This is a genomic window from Streptomyces sp. NBC_00663, from assembly GCF_036226885.1.
Taxonomy (GTDB): domain Bacteria; phylum Actinomycetota; class Actinomycetes; order Streptomycetales; family Streptomycetaceae; genus Streptomyces.
Genome location: NZ_CP109027.1, coordinates 780,726 through 803,734 on the forward strand (window position 1 = coordinate 780,726; position 23,009 = coordinate 803,734).

The 23,009-nt window shown below is 70.6% G+C and carries 18 protein-coding genes and 2 pseudogenes; 8 read left to right on the forward strand and 12 right to left on the reverse strand.

The features are described from left to right. Window positions 1–125: 125 nt before the first annotated feature. From OG866_RS03655 to OG866_RS03670, 4 genes are all read left to right on the forward strand, one after another. Window positions 126–1,436: a sensor histidine kinase gene (locus OG866_RS03655; protein WP_329331906.1), complete on the forward strand. Its 1,311-nt coding sequence runs from the start codon at window positions 126–128 to the stop codon at window positions 1,434–1,436. After that, on the forward strand, window positions 1,421–2,143 hold the full coding sequence (locus tag OG866_RS03660; protein ID WP_443063493.1) for a response regulator: 723 nt from the start codon (window positions 1,421–1,423) through the stop codon (window positions 2,141–2,143). Before OG866_RS03655 ends, OG866_RS03660 begins: the two co-directional genes overlap by 16 nt. A 181-nt stretch (window positions 2,144–2,324) precedes the next feature. Continuing rightward, window positions 2,325–3,503 carry an alanine--tRNA ligase-related protein gene (locus tag OG866_RS03665; RefSeq protein ID WP_329331908.1) on the forward strand — a complete coding sequence of 393 codons (1,179 nt, stop codon included), beginning with the start codon at window positions 2,325–2,327 and terminating at the stop codon, window positions 3,501–3,503. A 120-nt stretch (window positions 3,504–3,623) separates the two neighbouring features. Then, window positions 3,624–4,187: a hemerythrin domain-containing protein gene (locus OG866_RS03670; protein ID WP_329331909.1), complete on the forward strand. Its 564-nt coding sequence runs from the start codon at window positions 3,624–3,626 to the stop codon at window positions 4,185–4,187. 11 nt (window positions 4,188–4,198) lie between these two features. On the opposite strand, the gene OG866_RS03675 is transcribed toward OG866_RS03670, so the two are convergent. Then, entirely contained in the window at window positions 4,199–4,723 is a 525-nt protein-coding gene (locus OG866_RS03675; RefSeq protein ID WP_329331910.1) for a hypothetical protein, read from the reverse strand. 88 nt (window positions 4,724–4,811) lie between these two features. Then, window positions 4,812–6,335 carry a methionine--tRNA ligase gene (locus OG866_RS03680; RefSeq protein WP_329331911.1) on the reverse strand — a complete coding sequence of 508 codons (1,524 nt, stop codon included), beginning with the start codon at window positions 6,333–6,335 and terminating at the stop codon, window positions 4,812–4,814. Window positions 6,336–6,562: 227 nt separating this feature from the next. Between OG866_RS03680 and OG866_RS03685 the strand changes: the two genes are divergently transcribed. Then, on the forward strand, window positions 6,563–6,850 hold the full coding sequence (locus OG866_RS03685; protein WP_329331912.1) for a hypothetical protein: 288 nt from the start codon (window positions 6,563–6,565) through the stop codon (window positions 6,848–6,850). A 10-nt stretch (window positions 6,851–6,860) separates the two neighbouring features. Here OG866_RS03685 and OG866_RS03690 read toward each other — a convergent pair whose 3' ends face one another. The 6 genes and pseudogenes from OG866_RS03690 to OG866_RS03715 all read right to left on the reverse strand — a co-directional run bounded on the left by OG866_RS03690 (window position 6,861) and on the right by OG866_RS03715 (window position 14,505). Next, window positions 6,861–8,702, reverse strand: a complete 1,842-nt coding sequence (locus OG866_RS03690) for an RICIN domain-containing protein (RefSeq protein WP_329331913.1) — start codon at window positions 8,700–8,702, stop codon at window positions 6,861–6,863. Window positions 8,703–8,773: 71 nt separating this feature from the next. Next, window positions 8,774–10,504, reverse strand: coding sequence for an amylo-alpha-1,6-glucosidase (locus OG866_RS03695; protein WP_329331914.1), 1,731 nt, complete (start codon window positions 10,502–10,504; stop codon window positions 8,774–8,776). Window positions 10,505–10,548: 44 nt separating this feature from the next. Beyond that, window positions 10,549–11,358, reverse strand: coding sequence for a carbohydrate ABC transporter permease (locus OG866_RS03700; protein WP_329331915.1), 810 nt, complete (start codon window positions 11,356–11,358; stop codon window positions 10,549–10,551). Continuing rightward, entirely contained in the window at window positions 11,355–12,314 is a 960-nt protein-coding gene (locus tag OG866_RS03705; RefSeq protein ID WP_329331916.1) for a carbohydrate ABC transporter permease, read from the reverse strand. The genes OG866_RS03700 and OG866_RS03705 overlap by 4 nt, the downstream gene beginning before the upstream one ends. 20 nt (window positions 12,315–12,334) lie before the next feature. Next, a pseudogene (locus tag OG866_RS03710) lies at window positions 12,335–13,304 on the reverse strand (sugar ABC transporter substrate-binding protein). A 181-nt stretch (window positions 13,305–13,485) separates the two neighbouring features. Then, a complete protein-coding gene (locus OG866_RS03715; RefSeq protein ID WP_329331918.1) occupies window positions 13,486–14,505 on the reverse strand; it encodes a LacI family DNA-binding transcriptional regulator in 1,020 nt (339 codons plus the stop codon). 262 nt (window positions 14,506–14,767) lie between these two features. On the opposite strand from OG866_RS03715, the gene OG866_RS03720 reads away from it, so the two are divergent. Next, a complete protein-coding gene (locus tag OG866_RS03720; protein ID WP_329331919.1) occupies window positions 14,768–18,421 on the forward strand; it encodes a LamG-like jellyroll fold domain-containing protein in 3,654 nt (1,217 codons plus the stop codon). 225 nt (window positions 18,422–18,646) lie between these two features. Here OG866_RS03720 and OG866_RS03725 read toward each other — a convergent pair whose 3' ends face one another. Then, window positions 18,647–19,147, reverse strand: coding sequence for an alpha/beta fold hydrolase (locus OG866_RS03725; protein ID WP_329331920.1), 501 nt, complete (start codon window positions 19,145–19,147; stop codon window positions 18,647–18,649). A gap of 22 nt (window positions 19,148–19,169) precedes the next feature. Then, window positions 19,170–19,256: pseudogene (locus OG866_RS03730) on the reverse strand (nuclear transport factor 2 family protein); the annotation flags it as partial. A gap of 267 nt (window positions 19,257–19,523) precedes the next feature. On the opposite strand from OG866_RS03730, the gene OG866_RS03735 reads away from it, so the two are divergent. Continuing rightward, window positions 19,524–19,931 (forward strand): hypothetical protein, encoded by a 408-nt coding sequence (locus OG866_RS03735; protein WP_329331922.1) that lies wholly within the window; start codon window positions 19,524–19,526, stop codon window positions 19,929–19,931. 148 nt (window positions 19,932–20,079) lie between these two features. Here OG866_RS03735 and OG866_RS03740 read toward each other — a convergent pair whose 3' ends face one another. After that, the gene (locus tag OG866_RS03740; protein ID WP_329331923.1) at window positions 20,080–20,754 is read right to left on the reverse strand and encodes a nucleotidyltransferase domain-containing protein; all 675 of its coding nucleotides are present in this window, start codon (window positions 20,752–20,754) and stop codon (window positions 20,080–20,082) included. 161 nt (window positions 20,755–20,915) lie between these two features. Here OG866_RS03740 and OG866_RS03745 point away from each other — a divergent pair, with 161 nt between their 5' ends. Next, window positions 20,916–21,539: a lipoprotein gene (locus OG866_RS03745; RefSeq protein ID WP_329331924.1), complete on the forward strand. Its 624-nt coding sequence runs from the start codon at window positions 20,916–20,918 to the stop codon at window positions 21,537–21,539. 64 nt (window positions 21,540–21,603) lie between these two features. On the opposite strand, the gene OG866_RS03750 is transcribed toward OG866_RS03745, so the two are convergent. Next, window positions 21,604–22,929: an endo-1,4-beta-xylanase gene (locus tag OG866_RS03750; RefSeq protein WP_329331925.1), complete on the reverse strand. Its 1,326-nt coding sequence runs from the start codon at window positions 22,927–22,929 to the stop codon at window positions 21,604–21,606. Window positions 22,930–23,009 lie beyond the last annotated feature (80 nt).

Consider the following 23,009-nt stretch of genomic DNA (forward strand, 5'->3'; position numbering starts at 1 on the left):
CGACTTGCCGCCCTTCGCGCGGACGATCCGGGCGTGGGGTCATCCCTGCGGAGTACGCCCCGGGGACGGCCCGCTGGTCGTCGAGACGGACGCGGGTCCGGGCGGGCGGACCGCACAATGTGCGGATGGAGACGGAGGACCTGCGCCTGCGGCGTACGGAGGACCGGCGCGGGTGGCGGCGGCAGGTGCGGGACGCGCTGCGGCCGGAGCCGAGGCGTGAGCCGTTGTCTCGGCGGGCCGTGTGGGCCGACGTGGTGCTGGCGGTGCTGCTGACCGCCGTCGCGCTGTTCGTCGCCGCGCGCTATCCGGGCGACGGGCCGATGAACGTGGCCCCGGTCGATCCCGGCGCACCGGTCCCGCCCCGGCCGCCCGCGCCGGACAGGTGGATGATGGCGGAGGAGCCGACCGCCCCGCCCTTCGTCCTGGTCGTGCTCTCCGCGCTGCCGCTGGCCGTGCGGCGGCGGTGTCCGTTCCTCGTGTTCGCCGTGGTGATGGGCGCGGTCCTGGCCATCGGTGACGACGCCTCCTGGATCAACGTACTGACCTGTGTCGTCGGCGCGTACAGCGCCGTCATGTACAGCAGGCACCGGGCGGGGTCGCTGGCCGGGCTGTTCGTCGCGGCCGTGCTCGCCGGGCTGGCGTTCCGGGACACCGAGCCCGTCCTGCCGGGCTGGTCGAGCCCGGCGGTGGTGCTGCTGATCGCCGGGGTGCTGGCGGGGCTGGCCCGGGTGTGGCAACGGCAGGTGGCGGCCGGGCGGGAGCGGTTGGCACACCTGGAGCGCGATCAGGAGGAGGCGACGCGGCGGGCGGTGGAGGAGGAACGTGCCCGCATAGCCGCCGAGTTGCACGACGTCGTGACCCACAATGTGAGCGTGATGGTGATTCAGGCGGGGGCGGCGCGCAAGGTGATGGACGCGGCGCCGGAGCGGTCGAAGGAGGCGCTGCTGGCCGTGGAGGCGGGCGGCCGGGCCGCGATGGCCGAACTACGGCATGTCATGGGGCTGTTGGCGGCACCGGACCCGGACCAGCCCGAGGCGCTGGAACCGCAGCCCGGGCTCGCCCAGCTCGACGCGCTGATCGTCCGGGTCCGGGCCGCCGGCACGCCGGTCGGCATCGCGGTGTCGCTGCCGCCCGAACCCCTGCCGCCCGGCGTCGACCTGACGGCGTACCGCGTGGTGCAGGAGGCGCTGACCAACACGATCAAGCACGCGCCGGGCGCGGAGGCCTCCGTCACGATCGGCTACACCGGCGACCGGCTGGAGATCGAGGTGGCCGACACCGGCGCCGTCCGCGACGCCCCGCCGGCGGAGGGCAACGGCCGCGGCCTGATCGGGCTGCGCGAGCGGCTCGCCGTCTACGGCGGTGAGGTGACGGCCGGTCCGACGCCCGCCGGCGGCTACCGCGTCAGAGCCGGCGTCCCGTGGCGGACGGCGTGAGCGGGCCGGCGCTGCGCGCCGTCATCGCCGACGACCAGGCCCTCGTACGCACCGGCTTCGGCATGATCCTCGCCGCCGACGGCATCGAGGTGACCGCCGAGGCCGCCGACGGCGCCGAGGCGGTCACCGCGGTCCGGCGCACCCGCCCCGACGTGGTGCTGATGGACATCCGGATGCCCGGCATGGACGGCATCGAGGCCACCCGGCGCATCCTCGCCGACGACACGGCCGAGGGCACCCGCGTCATCATCCTCACCACGTACGACCTCGACCACTATGTGTACGCGGCGCTCGCCGCGGGCGCCTCCGGTTTCCTGCTCAAGGACGTCACCCCCGAGCACCTGGTCGCCTCCGTCCGTCTGGTGCAGTCCGGCGACGCCCTGCTCGCACCGGCGATCACCCGCCGGCTGATCGAGCGGTTCGCCCAGCGCGAGGAGCCCCGGCCCGCCCCTCCCCTGCACCGCGATCTCTCCGGTCTGACCCCGCGCGAGCTGGAGGTGCTGCGCCTGCTGGCGACCGGCCTGAGCAACGCGGAGCTCGCGGAGCGCCTCTTCCTCAGCCCCACCACGGTGAAGACGCACATCGGCCGCATCCTGTCGAAGCTGGAACTGCGCGACCGCGTCCAGGCGGTCGTCCTCGCCTACGAGTCGGGGCTGATCACCCCGGGAAATCCAGAAGACGTCCCGGACGTCGATCGTTACCGTTGACCCATGGAGGTCACCCAGCACACCCACACCGCAGCCGCGCGAGCGACCAGCTCCCCGGCTGCCACCGTCTGACCTCACCTCTCCCCCCGGCGGCCGGAAACGGACCGCCGGTGCAGGGTGCTCCGCCTTCCTGCGCGTCGTCGCGGTCCTTTCCGGTCCCCCGACCCGAAGGAACACCGTCATGAACACGGACCGGACCCTGCGCACCTTCACCGACTTCTACGTCGAGCGCGGCCACCACCTGATCACCGGCAGCACCCTGCTCCCGCCCCCCTCGGACCCGGTGCTGTTCACCACGTCCGGCATGCACCCCCTCACCCCGTACCTGGAAGGCCGCCCGCACCCGCGGGGCCGCCGCCTGGTCAACGTCCAGCGCTGTCTGCGCACCACCGACCTCGACGAGGTCGGGGACTCCACGCATCTCACGGTCTTCGAGATGCTCGGCTCGTGGTCGCTGGGCGACTACGGCCATTCACAGAGCCTGCGCTGGGGGTACGAGCTGCTGCGCGACGGCTTCGGCATCCCCGAGGGGCGGTTGTACGTCACCGTCTTCGGCGGCGACGACCAGGTCGGCCCGGACACCGAATCGCTGCGCACCTGGGAGGAGTCGGGGGTGCCCGTGGAGTCGACCGTGGAGGACAACTGGTGGTCCAACGGGCCCGTCGGCCCGTGCGGTCCCGACTCGGAGATCTTCGTCTGGACGGGCGGCGACGGCACCCCGCCGGAGGGCACCCCGACCACCGATCCGCGCTGGGTCGAGGTCTGGAACCACGTCAGCATGCGCTACCGCCGCCACGAGGACGGCAGCCTCTCCCCGCTGTCCCAGCCGAACATCGACACGGGCATGGGTCTGGAGCGTCTGCTGACCGTGCTCCAGGGCCGTGACTCGGTCTACGAGACGGATCTGTTCGAACCCTGGACGCGACTGCTCCCGCGTCTGTGGGACCTGGACGAGCTGTCGTTCCGCCTGGTCAGCGATCATCTGCGCTCCGGCGTCGTCGTCATCGGGGAGGGCGTACGCCCCTCCAACACCGGACGCGGCTATGTCCTGCGCCGTCTGATCCGACGCCTCCTGACCACCCTCTGGCAGCAGGACCCCACGCGCACCCTGTCCGACCTGCCGCGGGAACTCGTCGACCACACCCTGGACCACTTCCGGCCGTCCGACGGCACCGACCCGGTCCTCGGCGTCCTCCTGGAAGAGGAGGACCGCTTCGGCAAGCTCCTCGACCGGGGCCACCGTGTCCTCTCCCACCCGCGGTACCAGGGGCCGCTGACCGAGGAGGACTACCACTACCTCCACGACACCCACGGACTGCCCCGCGATCTCGTCCTCGGAATGCGGAGCCTGCGCCGATGAGCCGCCGTACATGATCGTGACCAGGTCCCCCGGCCGCGTTAACCCTCGTGCGGCCGGGGCACTCGGGGGCCGCGGCGGCTTCCCTCCCGGAGTCGCCCGGTCCAACCGGAGGTGGAGAGCATGGGGCACGGTGGAAACGTCATCGACGAACTGGTCGCCGATCACCGCGAGGTCGAGGAGTTCTTCGGTCGCATCGAGGCGCTGCCCTCCGGCGACAAGGACCGCAAGGTCCATGCCGACCAGGCCACCATCGAGCTGGTCCGGCACTCGGTCGCCGAGGAGGCCTATCTGTACCCCGCCGTGCGGGAGCATCTGGCGAACGGGAACACCCTCGCCGACCGGGAGATCGAGGACCACTCCAAGGCGGAGCAGCTCATGAAGGACCTGGAGTCCTGCGACGCGGGCGACCCGGAGTTCGACCGGATCGTCGGCGAGCTGATGACCGAGGTGCGCGCGCACATCGCCGACGAGGAGGAGAACCTGTTCCCCCAGCTCCGCGCCGTGTGTCCGCCGGAGCGCCTGGACGAGCTGGGCGAGAAGATCCGCATGGCCAAGAAGGTGGCGCCGACCCGGCCGCACCCGTCCACCCCGAGCGAGCCCCCGGCGAACAAGCTGCTCGCGCCGGGCCTGGGTCTCGTCGACCGGATGCGCGACGCGCTGACGGGCCGAGGCAAGGAGAGCTGACCGGGACCGTCTCAGGCGACGAGCCGCTCCAGCGGCTCGCGCGGCTCGAGAACGTCCAGGAGCCGCGCACGATGCAGCTCCGCCACGGGCGCGACCAGGTCGGGATGGCGCAGCAGAGCCGCCGCCCCCTGGTCGCGCTCGTCCGGCGCGACCAGCCGCCGGAACTCCACCGGCGTCCCGGACAGGTGCTCGCCCTCCCCCACCGCGGCCGTGGCCAGGCGGGCCAGCTCCGGGTCGGTGAGCAGACAGGCGGCCCAGCTCGCGACGACCTCGTCCACCCAGGTACGCCAGGCGTCCTCCTCCCGGAGCGGGCCCGCGCCCGTGACCCCGTCGAGCCGCGCCGAACCGCCCGGTCCCGCCAGCTCGACCAGCCCGGCGTCCATCGTCGTCGGGTAGCACAGCCATGCCGCGACCGTGACGGCCTGCCGCGCCTGCGCCTCGCACAGGGCGGCGGCCAGGGCGCCGCCCGGCGCGGGATAGGCGCGGGTCAGCCACTGAGCGGTCGCCGCGATGACCGGGGAGAGATCTGCCTGCACTGCGGGACCGTCCGAACTGCCGTGTAAAGGGGTGCGGAAAAGGTAGCCCGCGCGGCGGCACCACGGCGAAAACTCGGGAAAAAAGAGGTCAGCGCCACTCCCGGAGCCGGGCGAACAGCGGTTCCGCCTCCGGGAGCGTGCCGTCCACGGGGGTGATGTGCCGGACGATCCGTGCCGCCGCTCCCGGCACGAAGGGCCGCAGTTCGTCGCCCAGGACCCGGCATGCCCCGACCAGCGCGGCGAGGACCGCGTCGAGGCGTTCGGCCGCGTCGGTGTTGCCCTGCCGTTCCGCCCGGGCCAGTTCCCAGGGCCGGGTGGTGTCGATGCAGCGGTTGGCCTCTTCCACGATGTCCCAGGCGGCGTCGACGGCCCGCCGGAAGTCGAAGTCGGCCAGCGCGGTGTCGATCCGCCCGGGTGCCGCCCGGCACACGTCGAGCAGCGGCGTCACCGCGAACCGGTCGGCGCCGAGCTCCGGTACGGCCCCGCCGCGATAACGGTGGACCATGGTCACGATCCGGTGGACCAGGTTGCCCAGTCCCCCGGCGAAGTCTGCGTCGGCACGGGCGATCAGCCGCTCGACGGTGAAGTCGGCGTCCCCGACCCGGGGTACGTCGCGCAGCAGCCACCACCGCACGGCGTCCGTGCCGTACGCGGTGGTCAGGGCGACCGGGTCGACGGCGGTCCCGTTCCCGGACTTGCTGATCTTTTGCCCGGCGACGGTGAGGTAGTCGTGGACGAGGATGTCGGTCGGCAGCGGCAGGCCCGCCGACAGCAGCATGGCCGGCCAGTACACGGCGTGGAACCGTACGACGCCCTTGCCGGCCAGGTGGACGCGGCGGTCCCCGGCGGCCCACCACCGCTCGTACGCGGGGTCGTCGGTGCCGTAGCCGAGGCTGGTGACGTAGTTGCCGAGGGCGTCCCACCAGACGTAGACGACCTGCTGGGGATCGTCGGGGACGGGGATGCCCCAGCCGTGGGCGCGGGTGTGGGAGCGGGAGACGGAGAAGTCGTGCAGCCCGCTGTCGATGAGCGCGAGGACCTCGTTGCGGCGGGCGGCGGGCTCGATGCGCAGCGCGCCGCTGGTGATCAGTTCGCGGAGCCGGTCGGCGTGGCGGGAGAGTCTGAAGAACCAGTTCTCCTCGGCGATGGGCTGCGGCTCGGTGCCGTGTTCGACGCACCTGCCGTCGACCAGTTCGTCCGGCGTCCAGAACTGCTCGCAGCCCACGCAGTACAGCCCCTCGTACTCCTTGCGGTACAGGTCGCCGGCCTCCGCGCAGCGGCGCCACAGCCGTTCCACCCCCGCACGGTGCCGGGGGTCGCTGCTGGTGCGGATGAAGTCGTCGAAGGAGAGCGCCAGCGGGTCGCGCAGGGCGGCGAACGCGTCGGCGTTGCGGTCGACGAACTCCCACACGGGGACGCCCTCGGCCTCCGCGGCCAGCACGTTCTTGAGCGAGTTGTCGTCGGTGCCGCTCAGCAGACGGACGTCGTCGCCCCGCCCGCGGCGGTGCCGGGCAAGGGTGTCGGCCTGCACCAGCTCCAGGGCGAAGCCCAGGTGCGGGCGGGCGTTGACGTACGGAATGGTCGTGGTGATGTAGTGGCGTGATGCGGTCATCGGTCCTCCCGCCGGTACCGGGACCTGGTCCGCACACGCGTCGAGGCCCCGTCCCGGGGCCTCGGATTCGGTACGCGTCCGTGCTCAGCAGCCCCAGTGCGGGGGCATCATCCGGTGCTGAGTCGAAGGCGTGATCATGGGGTCGAGGCTAGCAAGGGGGCCCGGCCGCGGACATCTCCTTTTCGGCGTCCGCCGCAGCCGATGCCGTTGCTCTAGGGTCGGGCACCATGACGGTGCAACTGTGCGTACTCCTCTGGGCCCGGCCGGGCGCCTCGGCCGCGCTCACCGCGTACGAGGACAAGGTGCTGGCGCTGCTCGGTGACCATGGCGGGCGGCTGGTGCAGCGGGCGCGGGCGGACGGGGCCGAGGGCAGGCCGGACGAGGTGCAGCTGATCGAGTTCGCGGCGCGGGCCGGGTACGAGGGGTTCCTGGACGACCCGCGCCGGACGGTGCTTGCGGACGAGCGTGACGCGGCTGTGGCCCGCACCGATCTCTATCCGGTCGAGCTCGTCTGACCGCTTCCCGTCAGCTCTTGCCGAGGAGCCGCCAGATCTGGTTCCTCTTGGTGCTGAGCACGCTCGCCGCGTCGCACGTCCACTGGTGGACCGGCGCCCCGGCCGTGGTGGAGACGTTGCTGACGTCCACGCACTTGCCGCTGTGCACGGCGACGAGCTGGTAGTCCTTGCCGTTGCCGAGTGCGGTGACGGGGTGGAGCGTGAACTGCTGGTTGGTACCGCCGTTGCAGGTGTACTGGGTGACGGCGGCACCGTCCGCGGTGGACGCCTGCCGGACGTCGAGGCACTTGCCGCTCAGCTCGTTCACCACGGTGTAGGTGTTGGTCTTCCCCGCCACCGGCTTGAGGTCGAGCATCTGCTGGTAGCCGCCCTCGCAGTACCACTGCTGGTACTGGGTGCCGTCGGCGGTGCTCAGGTCGGTGTCGTCCAGGCACTGCCCGCTGTTCTGGCTGACCGCTACGGTGGAGACGGTGGTGTTGGACGGCGGGAGCAGGGTGACGGTGTAACCGTCCTTGGCGTTGGTCCAGGGAAGGCTCACCGAGGCCGCGTTGCCGCTGACGGTGAGGGTGGTGTCGGCGATCGTCTCGGGACCGGCCACCGCGGCACCGTTGTTGTGGGGGACGCGCTGGACGACGGCACGGACCCTGCCGCTCTCCACCACGGACGTGGTGTTGAGGCCCGTGAGGTTGACGATGACCGTGCCGGTGTTGCCGTTGCTGCCGAGCAGGATCTTGGCGTTCTTGGCGGTGTTGTCCTTGGTGGCGAGGCCGTCGGTGCCCGTGCCCGGGACGAGGTTGACGATGTTGCCGCTCTGGGAGCCGTAGTACCGGTACATGAACCACTCGCCCAGCGGCAGATACTGCCCCGCGCTGTTCTTGGTCAGGAGGTTGGCCTCGTTGTCGTGCAGCCCGTTGCCGGAGGCCCAGTTGCCGCGCAGCCCGTCGGCACCGGCCCGCTCCAGCCGCCCGATGAACCAGGCGCCGCCGCCCGGGGACTGCATGGAGAGGGTGGCGTACTCGTTGATCTGGTACGGACGGGTGTGGGTCAACCCGGCTGCGGCGAGCGTGGAGTTGGCGCGGCCGACGTCGGTGGCCGGGTCGCCGGGTTCGTCGTGCCAGCTGTAAATGTCCGGGGCGGCGTTGTTGGCCTTGACGTAGTTCAGATACGTCGTCCACCAGGTGTTGGAGGCGTTGGGCTGGCTCGCCGAACTCGGCCCGACGATCAGCTGATCGGGGAACGCGGCCCGCACGCGGGCGTGGAAACGCGACCACATCTGGAGGTACTGGCTCTGCGAGGCGCCCCAGAAGATGTTCAGGTCGGGCTCGTTCCACAGGTCCCACTGGACCGTCATGTTGTTGGCGCGGACGTCGTTGACGAGTTGGGTGACGAAATTGTCGAACTGCGTCCAGTCGCCGTTGTCACCGGGCCAGCCCTGGCTGGTGGTGCCGTCGGCGCCCCACAGGTCGTGCGGGAGCAGCACGAACGTGCCGCCGAGGGCGACGGTGCGCTTGTACTGGGCGAGTGTGGAGTTCCAGCGGGTCCGGTAGTCGGCGAGGCTGGTGGCGTAGCCGCCGCTGTTGAGCTGGGCGCCGCCGGCCCGCATGGAGTGCCACTTGATGTCCTTGAAGAAGTGGTCCTGCGGGAGTGAGCCGTTGGGCGTCATGCCGTAGATCATTCCGGAGGCGTGGTAGGTGGGGGCGCCTCCGGCGGTGGCGAAGTCGACGGTGACGCTGGTGTCCGCGGCCTGTGAGGGGGCTGCGGGCAGCAGGGTCGTGGCCAGGGCGGTCAGGAGGACGGCGACGGAGGCAGTGACTCGGCGGCCGGATCTGCCGGGCGTCCAGGGCGATTTCACAGTGCGGCTCCTGCAAGGGTGGGGTGGTCCCCGGGCCCGGTCAGGCCCGGGGTGGTGCAGGAGGCGGCCGGTCAGTGGCCGTCTCTGTGGGCGTGCGCCTCGGCCAGCAGCAGATAACTGGCGGCGGTCCAGGTGTAGGCGCGGTCGCGGAGGCCCGTTCCGGTGACGGCGTCGAAGTTCTCGGCGAAGCCGTGCGTCTCGCACAGGGTCCGGAAGCGGGCGCTGATGTCGTCGGCGAGCCGGTGATGGCCGGCGCGGCGCAGACCGTCCTCGATGAGGACGGTGGCGGGGGCCCAGATGGGGCCGCGCCAGTAGCCGTCGGCGAGGTAGTGCGGGGAGGTGGTGAGTTCGGTGGCCAGGCCGTACGGCGTGAGGTGGGCCTTGATGTGGTCGGCGAGCGCGCTGCCGACGTCGGCGGGCAGCTGCTCGCCCAGCACGATGGGCATCAGGTCGAGGAGACTGGCGGTGCTCCACGTGTCCCCCGTGGCGGCGCCCCGGGCGACGAACCGGTCGCCGGTCCAGAGCTGGTCCAGGAGCGCGGCCTGCATCTCCTCGGCCGCCCCGGTCCACCGGAGTACGTCCTCCTGTTGGCCGAACTCCTCGGCGAGCGCGGCGAGTTCCCGCATCTGAAGGATCAGGAAGGCGGCCAGGTCGGCGGTGACGACCACCCGCTCGGGGTCGAAGGTGGTGGCGTTGTCCCAGCCGCTGTCGTTGCCGTGCTGGTAGTACGGCAACGCGGCGCCGGGAGCGCGGCGGGCGGTCAGCCAGAAGTCGGTCCAGCGCTCCAACCGCTCGTACACCTCGGCGAGTTCGGCCCGGCTCGGCGGCGTCGGCAAACGGCGGCGCAGCCGGCCGAAGGCCCAGCCGTGGATGGGCGGTTTGACGAAGTTGTGGAGCACCTCGGAGTGGGTGACCGAGTCGGGCAGGGCTCCGCCGGCATCCTGGTGGTCGAAGGGCAGATGGAACTGGTCGAGGCCGAGTTCAGGGCAACCCGGCGCCAGGGCAAGGGCGTTGAAGCAGTGGTCCCAGCTCCACACCTTGTCCATCCAGTGCTTGGACATCAGCACGCCCGGCCGGGTGACCAGACCGGCCGGGCGGACGGTCGCCGACCAGATGACGTATGCGGCGAGTTCGGCGGCCGGGGTGTCGGCCGATCGCCAGGGGGCCACCGCGTCGACGAAGTCGGCGAAGGCACCTCGCGCGGACTCCACGACGTCGTCGAAGGCCGTCGAGGCCGCGTACGGCGGGCGGGCGGTGTCGAGTTCCTCGACCGCGATCTCCCAGCCGCCCGCCCCCGCGCCGCCCACGGTGAGACCGCGGTCGCCGCTGCCCAGGGCCTGGTCCCCGGCCGTCTCCGCGATCGTGCCGGACAGCACGGTGACGCGGTAACGGCGTCCGGTCTCGTACGACGTGAACACATACGCGTCCGCCGCCGGGTCGTGGAAGAAGTACGTGCCGCTGAACGGGGTCAGGGCCCGCGCCGCGGCGAACACCCCGAGGTCCAGGCCGCTCCCCCGCAGCCGTACGGTGTCCGGCGATGCGTAGGCGAGCTCGACGCGCCCCTGTTCGCCCTCCCAGGTGAGCAGTCCCGGGGTCGCCCGCCAGGTGGTCCGGGCCCGCTCGCCCCGGGTGAGTGGGACCAGGCGCAGGACGGCGTGCATGCCGTTCTGGTGCGAGACGAGGTGGAGATCGTCGGCGTACGTCTTCTCGGCCACGACGGGAGAGATGTCGAACCAGGATCCGTACGTGCTGAAAGGGATGTCGGAGAGGGAGAAGGCCGGGCCGGTCCGGGCGACGGTCATGAAGGGGCTACTCGTTTCTTCGGCGAGGGCGTGCGGAGGGTGGCTCAGTCCTTGACGGCACCGGCGGTCACACCGGCGGCGACATAGCGCTGGGCGAGGACGAGGATGACCGCGGCGGGCAGGGAGGCCACGACGGCGGTGGCCATGATGGCGTTCCACTCCTGGTTGTTGTTGCCGATGTAGTGGTAGATGCCGAGCGTGATCGGCTCGTGGGCGCCGCCGTTGACGAGGGTGCTGGCCAGGACGAAGTCGGACCAGGACCACAGGAACGCGAACAGCGACACCGTGACGACGGCGTTGCGGCTCATCGGCAGCACGACGGACCAGAAGGTGCGCAGCGGCCCGGCGCCGTCGGTCCGGGCGGCCTGGAGGAGTTCGCCGGGGATGCCGGACATGAACGCGGTGAAGATGAGCACCGCGAAGGGCACGGCCAGGGTGGAGTCGGCGACGATCAGGCCGGGGACGGACTGGAGCAGGTCGAGCTGGAGGTAGATGGCGTAGAAGCCCATCGCCATGATGATGCCGGGGATCATCTGGGCGGCCAGCAGGACGAAGCTGAGGACGCCGCCCCCGCGGGGGCGCAGCTTGGCCAGCGCGTAGCCGGCGGGCGCGGCCAGGGCCACGGTCAGGGCGACGGTGCCGAGTCCGACGACGAGGCTGGTGCCGAGGTAGGGCAACTGGTCGTCGAGGACGGCCCGGTAGCCGGCCAGGGTGCCGTGCACCGGGAACAGGTCGGGTGGGCTCTTGCGCATGTCCTGGTCGCGGGTGAAGGACACGTTGACCATCCAGTAGACCGGGAAGAGCATGATTCCCGTCAGCAGCACACCGAGGGCCGTCTTCCATCCTGTCCTCATGACAGCGCCTGCTTTCTCTGCACCCGGACGTAGACCAGGCCGAAGACCAGCGCGGCGACCACGAGGAGGTTGCCGACGGCCGCGCCCGGGCCGAAGGCGGGCACCAGGTTGCCGAAGCCGAGCTGGTAGGACCAGGTGGCGAAGGTGGTGGACGAGTCCGCGGGACCGCCCTTGGTCATGATCCAGATGATGTCGAAGACCTTGAGCGTGTAGACGAGGCCCAGCAGCAGGGTGATCGCGGAGACCGGGCGCAGCAGCGGGAAGGTGATGCGCCAGAACCGCTGCCAGGCGCCCGCGCCGTCGAGGGCGGCGGCCTCGTACAGCGAGGTCGGGATGGACTGGAGGCCGCTGTAGAGCACGACCAGGTTGAAGGGGACGCCGATCCAGACGTTGGCGATGATCACCGAGGTCAGTGACCAGTCCGGCGAGGTCAGCCAGTTGACCGGGTCGATGCCGACGGCGCTCAACAGGGCGTTCACCACCCCCGATTCACTGCTGAGCATCCAGGACCAGGTCGAGGCCGACACGATCAGCGGCAGCAGCCACGGCACCAGGAACAGGGCCCGCAGGGTGGCCGAGAGCCGGAAGTGCTGGTTGAAGAAGACCGCGAGGGCCAGACCGAGGGCGTACTGCAACACCAGGCACACGGCGGTGAACACCACGGTGTGCAGCAGGGCGGGCGCGAAGGTCGGATCGTCCAGAATCGTGCGGTAGTTGGCGAGACCGGTGAAGGGCGCGTCGCCCTGGACGAAGGAGCGGACGGTGTAGTCGCGCAGGCTCAGATCGAGGTTGCGGTAAAGCGGATAGGCGTAGAAGAGGACGAGGTAGAGGGTCACCGGGGTGAGGAACGCCCAGGCGGCCCACTGCTGGGAGGTGGGGCGGCGGCGCGGTGCGGTGGTGGGGGCCGGACCGCCGAGCGTGGCCCGGCGGTCCGGCTGCTGGAGCGTGGCACTCATCAAAGGGCCCTGACGTGAGGTCACTTGACGGCGGACTGGGCGGCGGACAGCGCGTCCTTCGGGGACTTCGAGCCACTGAGGGCGAATTGCACGGCCTTCCACAACTGCTCGGAGATCTTCGGGTACTTGGTGCCCAGGTCGTCACGCGAAGCCGGCCTTCTTGGCGTTGGCGAGCTGCCAGGTGCCGTTCTCGGCGAAGGCGTAGTCGCCGCTCGCGAACTCCTGCCAGCTGGTGGTCTGGGTGTTGTTGATGACCGAGTTGGGCGCGTACCCCTTCTTCATCCAGTCGCTCCACAGGGCCAGGGCGGAGACGCCCTCGGTGGAGTCGAGTTCGGTGAGCTGGGCGCCCGATCCCCAGAACCACGGCAGGAACTGGAAGCTGCCCTCCTCGGTGCCGATCGCGGAGAAGGTGATGCCCTTCTTGCCGGCCTTGTCGACCTTGGCCAGGGCCGCGGTCAGCGAGGCCCAGTCCTTGACCGAGGCGATGTCGACGCCGGCCTTCTTCAGGACGTCCTTGTTGTAGTAGAGGGCGAGGGTGTTGGCGCCGATCGGGGTGCCGTACGTCTTGCCGCCGGTCTGGCCGGCCGCCAGCAGGTTGGGGTCGACCTTGGAGGTGTCCAGCTTGTTGTCGTCGGTCGTGGTGAGCACCCCCGCCTCAGCCAGCGTCGAGACGACCGGGTTGTCGACGATGAGGAGGTCCGCGGAGTTGTCCTGCTGGGCCGCGAGCAGCGCCTTGTTCGACAGGTCGCTGGTGTCGAAGGCGGTCCGCTTGACCTTCACCCCGGCCTCGGTGCCACAGGAGTCCAGCAGCTTCGCCCAGGCCGAGCTCTTGTCGAACTGCGGGTACGGGTCCCAGATCGTGTACGTCCCGCTGTCCGCCGTGTTCGATCCATCGTCCGAGCCGGAGCCACAGGCGGTGGCGGTGCCGGCGACGGCCAGGGCGGCGAGGGCGGCGGCGGTCAGGCGACGGCGCCTTGAGGTGCTGTTCATCGCGGATTCCTTCGGTTCTGGGCATGCGGGTGCCGAGGCACGGGCTTTCGGGCAGGGAGGTGCCGAGGTGCGTGGCGTGGAGACATGACGGTGCCGAGGCAGTGGGGTGCCGGGCGGAAACGGGCACGGCGAACGGCGCCGTGGTGCGATGGCGCTGAGAAGGGGTTCCGGGGAGCCGGGGTCAGGCGGTGGCGACCCCCGCGGGCCCGGTACTGGCCCGCAAGGAGATCGGCGGCGTGAGCAGATGGTGCCGGGGCGGCGCGTCAGGATCGTCGAGCCGCTCCACCAACAGCTCGACGGCGAGACGGCCCAACTCGGCCGCCGGTACGTCCGCCGCCGTGAGCTGCGGGGTCACCGTCTCCGCCCAGCGGCCGGCCACGACACCGGTGATGGAGAAGTCGCGCGGGACATGGCGGCCCGCCTCGGCGAGCCCCCGGTAGATGCCGCCGAGGGCGGCCTCGTTCAGGGTGACCAGGGCGGTGGTGTCCGGGTCGTCGTGCAGGATGCGTTCCACGCAGGTCTGCCCCGAGGCCGCGTCGTCCCCGCAGCAGTACGTCCGGACCGTCAGCCCACGCTCGGCGGCGGCCTTGGTGAAGCCGTCCAGGCCGCGGTGGGCGGACTCGTATCCGGCCCGCAGCAGCTGCTCGGGCCGGTTGACGAAGGCGACCCGGCGGTGGCCGAGGTCCGCCAGGTGGTGCACGCACGCCGCCGCCAGGGCGGTGTGGTCGAGCGCCACCCACCAGTCGCCCTCGGGGCGGGCGGTGCGGCCGATGGCGACGAAGGGGAAGTCCAGCTCGGCCAGGTGATCGACCCGGTCGTCCGCCAGCCTGATCTCCATCAGGATCGCGCCGTCCACCCGCCGCTCCGCCAGCAGCCGCTGGAAGGAACGGTCGCTGTCGACGCCGCTGGGTGACAGCAGCACGTCGTAGTCGTAGGCCGCGGCGGCCTCCACCACGCTGCCGATGAAGTCGAGCTGCATGCCCGTGTAGTGGTTCCCGGCCGGTGGGAAGACCAGCCCGATCGTGCTGGTCCGCCCGTTGGCCAGGGCGCGGGCGCTGGCGCTGGGCCGGTAGCCCAGTTCGTCGACGACCTGCTGGATCTTGCGTCGGGTGTCCTCCGAGACCGGGCGCTTGCCGCTCAGGGCATAGGAGACGGTGCTGCGGGAGACACCGGCCCGCCGGGCGATCTCACCGATGTTCACGGGACTCCTTCATCGAACCGGTGCCGGCGCGAACCGTTGTCGAACCGGTTCGCGTGAAGTGACGGTAGGAAGGGTCCGAGCGGCTGTCAACACCTTCGACGGCGTCAGGAGTTCCTTGTGTCCGGGGGATTGCCCGCCCCATGCCCCGGTGCTAGCTTGCCGAACCGGTTCGACGGGAAGATCCGCAGTGGCAGCTGACCGCCTCCCCCGACGGAGTCGAACCGGTTCGATGTGCCGAACTCAAGGATTGAGGACGCGATCCATGCCATTCCCTGACAGAGCCGCCCGGCGCCGCGCCCCCGCCGCCGTGGCCCTGACCCTCGGCGCGGGCCTGCTGGCCGCACCCGCCGTGCCCGCGCAGGCGGCCGGGACCCCGCAGCCCACCGCCCGCTACACCTTCGACCAGGACGACCTCGCCTCCGGCCGGATCACCGACAGCTCCGGCAACGGCCTCACCGCGACGCTGGTGAACGGCTCCACCGCCCGGTCCGTCGACGGCACGGGCGGCGGCAAGGCCCTCGCCCTGCCCGGCGGGGCACCCACCTCCGACGGCGCCTATGTCCGTCTCCCCCGCGACGTGGTCGGCGACGCCGGCGACCTGACGGTCTCCGCCCGCGTGAAGTGGAGCGGCGAGAAGTCGTCCTGGCAGCGCATCTTCGACCTGGGCACCGACACCACCAAGTACCTGTTCAGCACCCCGTACAACGGCGATGGGCTGTTCCAGACCTCCGTGACCACCGGCGGAGGCGGCGCGGAGACCCAGGTCCGCGGCTATGCGATGCTCCCGGCGGACGCGTGGCGCACGGTGACCGTCACCCTCGACACCGCGGCCGGCCGGCTGACCACCTACCTCGACGGTGTGGCGGTCTCCTCCTCGGCGACCGGCATCAAGGCCAAGGAGCTGCTGGACGGTTCGGCCACGGCGGCCGGGTACATCGGCAAGTCCTTCTGGCCGGACCCGCTCCTCAAGGGCGCGATCGACGACTTCACGGTGTGGCACTCGGCGTTGAACGCCGACCAGGTGGCCGGCCTGGTCGACGCGGTCCCGACCGTCGGCGAGCTCACGCAGACCTCCTTCGACGTCCGTACGACCACCGGAACCGCCCCGTCCCTGCCCACCGCCGTCCGCTCCGCCTTCTCCGACGGCTACGACCGTGACACCCCGATCGCCTGGGACGCCGTACCGGCCGAGAAGTACGCCCGGCCCGGCACCTTCACCGTGGCGGGCAGGGCGGCCGGACGGACCGTCGAGGCGACCGTCACCGTGGTCCGCGAGGGAGCCCTCACCGTCGACCTCGGCTCGGACACCGGCGCCTTCCACGGCGGCGCCTCCGGCACCCTCTACGGCGTGTACGGACCGGACGTCCCCACGAACAACCTGATGGAGGGTATGGGCCTGCGCACGGTCTCCACCAAGGCACAGGACGGCCCGCAGCACCCCGGCGCCGATGCCCTGGAGGTGGTGAAGCCGCTGGCCGACTCCACCGACGGCGACGTGTACATCTACATGACGGACATCCACCGCGGATTCCCGTACGAGTGGCCCGGCGACACCCCGGCCGAGAAGCTCAAGCTCTACGAGGAGAAGCTTGCCAAGCAGGTCGACCAGGTGCTCCAACTGCCCAAGGAATACCAGGACAACATCGTCTTCGTGCCGTTCAACGAGCCCGAGGGCAACATGTTCGGTACCGGGCAGTGGAGTTACGACAAGGTCAGCTGGCTCAACAACCCTGACGCCTACTTCGCCGCCTGGGACTCGGCGTACAAGCTCATCAAGGACAGGACGCCGGGCGCCCGGATAGCCGGCCCCAACACCAGTGTCCTGTACGACCAGGTGAAGGGCTTCCTCACGCACACCCTGGCCGCCGGCACCCTCCCCGACGTCATCACCTGGCACGAGCTGAGCCACCCGGAGGCGGTGCGCGCGAGCGTCGCCAAGTACCGGTCCTGGGAGAAGGACCTGTTCAAGGGCACGACCCGAGAAGGCACCCAACTCCCCGTCAACATCAACGAGTACGCCTTCAATTACCACACCTCGGTGCCGGGCCAGATGGTCCAGTGGGTGTCCGCGATCGAGGAGTCCAAGGTGGACGCCGACATCGCGTACTGGAACATCGACGGCAACCTCTCCGACTCCGCGGTGCAGTCCAACCGTGGCAACGGCCAGTGGTGGCTGCTGAATTCGTACGCCTCGATGACCGGGCACACGGTGGCGGTGACCCCGCCGTTCCCCGGCGAGAACTACACCATGCAGGGCGTCGCCACGCTCGACTCGAAGAAGAAGCAGGCCAGGCTGATCTTCGGCGGGTCCACCGGCAAGGGCCACATCACCTTCGACGACGTCCCGAAGAAGGTCTTCGGCTCTCAAGTACACGCCTGGGTACGGGAGATCGAGTGGAGCGGCCAGGTCGGCGACAACTCCGGCCCGAAGCTCCTCACGGAGACGAACCTCAAGGTCGGTGACGACGGCAAGGTGGTCGTCGACTTCGGCGACGGCACACTGCCGACGCTGAAGGAGTCGTCGGCGTACGAGATCGTCCTCAGCCCGGCCGGGAAGGCGAAGGCCACGCAGACCGCACCTGTCCGCTGGCAGGGTTCGTACGAGGCGGAGGACGCCGCCCACACCGGGTCCGGCTATTCGAAGAACGGCCCCGAGGGCTCGCCTCGTGACGTGTCGAAGTTCTACACCTCCGGCGGCTACGACGTCGGCGGTCTGCGCACCGGCTCGGACGTCACGCTCGACTTCACCGTGGACGTGCCCGAGGACGGCACCTACGACCTGGGCGTCTTCGCCAACTCCCTGAACACCTACGACAAGGTGAAGGAACAGGGCCCGACGAACGTGTTCCTGCGCGTGGACGGCAAGGCGGACGGCGAGCAGGAGCTCCAACTGCCCCTCGGCTACAAGTGGGTGGTCTGGGACCACACCGACACGCAGGTCCACCTCACCAAGGGCAAGCACACCCTGACGCTCGCCGCGAAGAGCCTCGACGGCAAGCGCGTCACTCAGGGCGACGCCATCGTCGACCGCCTCACCCTGACGCTGCCGGAGTCCTCGGCGGACACCCAGGTGTACGAGGGTGAGCTGGCCTGGCTGAGCGGTGGGGCGCGGCCCGTCTACGACCTGCCGAAGCGCGCGGCCACGGGATCGGGCGCGGCCCGGCTCGGGAAGGGCCAGACGGCCACCTTCTGGGTCTACTCCCCCGCCGACCGCGAGGCCACCCTCGATGTCGACACCCTTGGCGGCACCGGCGCCCGGCTCGCCGTGAACGGCCATGACGTCCTGCACCTGGCCAAGGGCCGGAGCAGCGTCGCGGTCTCCCTCGCGGGCGGCCTCAACAAGGTGACCCTGACCGGGAGTTCGAGCCCCGTGCTGGTCGACCGTCTCTCGGTCACGCCCACCGAGGGCGCCCTGCCGGTGCGGACGTACGAGGCGCAGGACGCCGTACTCACGGGCTCGGCCACACTCACCCCGCTGTCCCTGGCGACCGACGGAACGGCGATCACCGGCATCGGCGGCGCCCCGGGCAACGCCAACACCGCCCAGTTCACTGTCACCGCGGACCGGGCCGGTCTCTACGCCCTGCGCGTCCGCTACTCCAACCCCGAGCAGTCGGAGGCCACCCACTACAACCCGGACCCGCTCGCCCGCCACGCCGACATCACCGTCAACGGCGGTGAGACCCGACGGGTCGGCTTCCCGCACAGCTTCCACCAGAACAACTTCTGGGAGCTGACCGTGCCGGTCCAGCTGAAGAAGGGAGAGAACACCGTCACCTTCCGGTCCGAGGAGCTGCCGAACTTCGACGGCACCACCTACGCCTCGGACACCTTCCCCGGCGTCCTGCTCCGCTCCCGGTACGCGCCGCTGATCGACCGGATCACGGTCGCGCCGTACGCGAGGGAGGTCCGGTGAGCTGATCAGCGCGGGCGCACTTCACCGGGCGTACGGCCGTAGCGGTCGAGGTGGACCCGGGTGAAGTGCGCCTGGTCGCCCACCTGCTCGTGGGCCCGGGCCAGACGCCGTTCGGGCTTGAACTGTTGCGGACACTGCCCGCCGACCGTGATTCCGTGGTCAAGGTCGAGGCCGGCTCCGGGGAGTCAGGACACCCGGAGCCGGCCGTTCACGTCCCCGCCGCGCTCAGCTGTCGTGGCGCGCCCGGGAGGCGGCCTCGGCGAGGACGGGGGCGACTTCGTCGGTGTGCGAGAGGTGCGTTGAGTGCCCGGAGGCGACGCGGACGGTGCGCGTGGCGCGTGCGGCCCACTGTTCCTGCACCGCGGGCGGCAGCGAGGGGTCCTGAGTGGCCACGATGTACGTCTTCGGCAGCCCGTCCGGTGCGGCGCCCAGATCCTCGGTGAAGGCGCGCAGTCCCTGCCAGTTGAGGCGTTTGACGGCCTCGGCGGTGACGTCCGGGTCGACTCCGCTGAAGATGGACTCCTCGGCGTCCCCGGCCTTGACGGCGAGCCCGTCGGGCGAGTGGATCCAGGCGGGCGGGAAGTCGCCCCCCATCCATTCCATCATCGAGGTGCCCTGCTGTAGGGCGAACGCGCCGATGTAGACCAGCTCGACGACCTGGTCCGCCTCAGCGGCGACCCAGGTGGCGGGGACACCGCCGTAGGAGTGGGCGGCGGCGCTGCCCACTGTGGGATTGATGAGAGGTACCTCACGGGGTCATGGCGTCGCGGACGAGGGCGGTGTCCACGAACCGCTCGAAGCGGACGATGAGTCCGCCGCGGACCACGAAGTGATGCCAGGCGGTGGCCGTCGGCGCGCGTGAACGAACGAGGACCCCAACCTGCTCGTCGCTCACCTCGACCGCTGACACCTGGAAGTTCGCAAACGAAGGACGGATCGACGCCCAGATCGCCGACGGCACCTGGGCCGCGATCAACATCTACAACGTTCCCCGCCTTCATGGCGGACCGCGAGCAGCCCCGGGGGTCTTGAGCGTGGCCCTCTCGTCCGCGCTTCGGGATGCTTGCGATGAATCAGGCACGTTCCTGGCATTATGTCCGTTATGCAGCTGCCCGTGCCCTGCCCTGGCCCTCTGATCCCGGACGCCACTGACCGGTTCGATGCTGTGTATCGGGCGGCCAAGGCGCAGCGTGTCGTGTTCGTGGGCATTGAACGTGAGGGTGAGCGGTGGACGGTGAAGGCGGATGCACTGACCGCCGGCCCGGGCCACGTCGTCGACGACTCCGTGAACGTCGCCCTGCGGGCCGCCGTCGTCCGCCTGGTCCGCGAGCGGGAGGCCGGCTCGGATGCCTTTGCGGGGCCGGTGTACTTCATGCTGCACGGCGTGCCGAGCGAGGGGCGGGCCCGCGAGCTCGCTGCGGCTTTCCATGCCGCCCTGTATGGGGATCTGGGGCCGCTGCGCCGTGCGGCGCCCGGTAGGGACGTTGATCAAGACGGTGCCGCTGGTTGAGGTCGCCGGGTGATCTGCCCCGTCCTGAGGGTTGAGCCGGACAGGACGCGTGCACCGTCGTCCGGGGCCTCGGCTTGCTTCCCGCTGTCGGGGCTGGGGCCATGGCAGGCGTCCCTTGGCCGCGAGGTGGGCCGCGCCACGCTCTCCGCTACACCCCGGCCGCCGCGTAGAAGTGCCCGCGCACACGGCGCAGCCACGCCTCCACGGCCGTCTCGTCGGGCTGCTCCGGCAGTGCCGGGCGGGTCTCGGCGAAGGCGGCCTCGTAGTGCGCGAGGAGCGGGCGCGCGGCCGCCGGGTCGGCGGCGACACGGTTGCCGAACTCGACGTACTCCTGCGGGTTTTCGAGGCGGATGGTGAGGTTGCCGGTGGTGTACAGCTCCAGGCCCTGGTGGCACAGCCGTTTGAGGTGACGGGCGTGCTTGGCCGTGCGGGCGTCGGGCTCGCGGTTCTCCAGGCGGCGGAACTGCTGGGTGGCGTACCCGAGATAGGCGTCCCGGACCCGCTGGGCGCTCAGGAACGCGGTGCGCAGGCCGATGAGTTCGTCGCCGAGCGGAGTGCGGACCTCGTACAACTCCGGGGGCAGCCAGGCGAGTTCCATCGCGGTGGGGTTGCCGCCCAGGGCGAGCCTGCACCACTTGGCGGCCTCGTGAAAGGTGCTGTCGGGGTGCGTGGTGACGTGGGACTCCTTCGGCCGGTGCAGGCCGTGCAGGGCTTCGGTCGGTGCGGCGAAGACGCCGAGGCGGTCCACGTCGGAGTCCGCGTGGGCGAGGCCGTAGGCGGTGGAGCCGACGATGCCGGACAGCAGTACGTTCGGGACGGTCATGGTCGGTCACCTCTCCTCGGGGCGGGGTCGTCCGGCCCATTGTGGTGACCTGCGAGGATGCGGTCATCAGATTTATTGGGGCAGGGCATCCGAGGGGAGTCGGCGCGGTGCTGGTCGGGGTGGGGAAGGCTTGGCGGCGGACGGCTCATGCGGCCGTGCTGGTGAGCGTGTTGGCAGGTTGCTCCGGGGCCGCGGAGAAGGACGCGGGGCCGTCCGCGAGCCCGTCGGTGAGCGCCGCCGGGGAAGCCGAGAGCGGTGGCAGGGTCGGCGCGGCCGGCTCCGCCTGTCTCCTGCCGGTCGGTTTCGATCTCGCCGCCGAGTGGAAGGCGGACGCCATCGACGGCTCGGCCGCGGACGCCGAGGCGGACGGCAGCGGTGCGGCCGATGCCGACGAGGACATGGCGTCCCTGCTGCGCCAGGGGCCGGTATCACTGGTGTGCGAGGTCGACGCGAAGCCTGCCGGGCACCTCGGCTTCCTCCGGGTCTTCACCGGCGAGTCCGGCAAGGGCGGCGACGCCCAGGCCGTGCTCAAGGCGTTCGTCACGGCACAGGACGGGGCGAAGAAGGCGAGGTACAGCACGTTCGAGGCGGGCGGCCTCTCCGGTGTCTCGGTCGACTACCTCGCCACCAGCGAACTCCTGGACGAGACGAAGCAGGAGAGCGCCTTCGCCGTCATCACCCCCGACGGCCCCGTCGTCGTCCACCTCGGCGGCGCGGACACCGAGGAGCACCAGGACATGCTCCCGGCGTTCGAGCTGGCGAAGAAGACACTGAGCATCGTCTGAACCGACCGCCCGGCGCGGTGAACTCGCGTACCGAGCCGGGCCGTCGGGGTGAGCGGCGCGTCCGTCAGGACGCCGTACAGGATCCGAGCGCGGGGCTCGCGGTGCTGCCGTTCTTCATGACGGTGAAGCCGAAGCTCGTGGAGGCTCCGGCGGCGAGGCTGCCGTTGCCGTTCGGCTTCATGGTCATGACGTTGCCGCTGCTGTCCCAGGTGGGGGTCCCGTTCCAGGTCGCGGAGATCTTCTGCGGGGCGGTCAGGGTGACGGTCGTGGTCCAGCCGCTGATCGCGGTGCTGCCGGCGGTGACGGTCACCGTGCCGTTGTAGCGGTCGCTCCACTCCTCCTGCTTGCTGTAGGAGACGTTGCAGGCGGCCGTACCGCCACCGCCACCGCCGGATCCGCTGCCGCCGAGCGCGGTCAGTACGGCGGTGTAGGCGGCCTTCTTGGTGTAGTTGCCGTCGAAGAGCAGCGGGGTGCCGCTGGCGCGCCACGAGTACTTGTCGGTGACGCCCCACACGGTGATGCCGGTGCAGCGCGAGACCGCGAGGCAGGCCTTGACGACGCTGCTGTAGCTGGTGGCCTGGGAGCTGCCGGAGCCCTCGATGTCCAGCTCGGTGATCTGGACGTCGACGCCGAGGTCGGCGAAGCGCTGGAGGTTGGCCTGGTAGTCGGAGGGGACCGGGGAGGCGCTGTTGAAGTGGGACTGGAAGCCCACGCAGTCGATGGGGACGCCGCGCGCCTTGAAGTCCTTGACCATGTTGTAGACGGCGGTGCTCTTCGCGTTGACGCCGTCGGTGTTGTAGTCGTTGTAACAGAGCTTGGCCGCGGGGTCCGTGGCGCGGGCGGTGCGGAACGCCTCCTCGATGAAGCCGTTGCCGAGCTTGTCCTGGAAGGGCGAGCTGCGCCGGGCGCCGCTGCTGCCGTCCTGGAACGCCTCGTTGACCACGTCCCAGGAATGGATCTTGCCCTTGTAGTGGGTCATGACCTGGGTGATGTGGTTGTTCATGGCCGTTCTGAGGTCCGTGGCGGCCAGACCCGACACCCAGCCGGGCAGTTGGGAGTGCCAGACCAGCGTGTGGCCACGGACCTTCATGCCCTTGCTCTGCGCGTGGCTGACGATCTGGTCGGCGGCGCTGAAGTTGAACGAATTGCGGGTGCTCTCGACGGCGTCCCACTTCATCTCGTTCTCGGGCGTGACCGAGTTGAACTCGGTGTCGAGCGTGGAGACGTACGCCGATTCGCCCAGGTGACTCGCGGCGACCGCGGTGCCGAAATAGCGGCCCTTCTCGGCGGCCGAGGCCCCCAGTGTGGAGGCCGCGTCCGCCGTGCCCGACAGGACGGCGACGCCGGCCATCGCCAGTGCGGTCAGGAGGATGGGTGTGCGGGTGACCATCTCGCCCCTTCCATTCGAAAGTTTCGATCATTTTCCGGAATTTCGCCGAGACGGTAGGGGCCTGCCGTCACAGCGTCAAC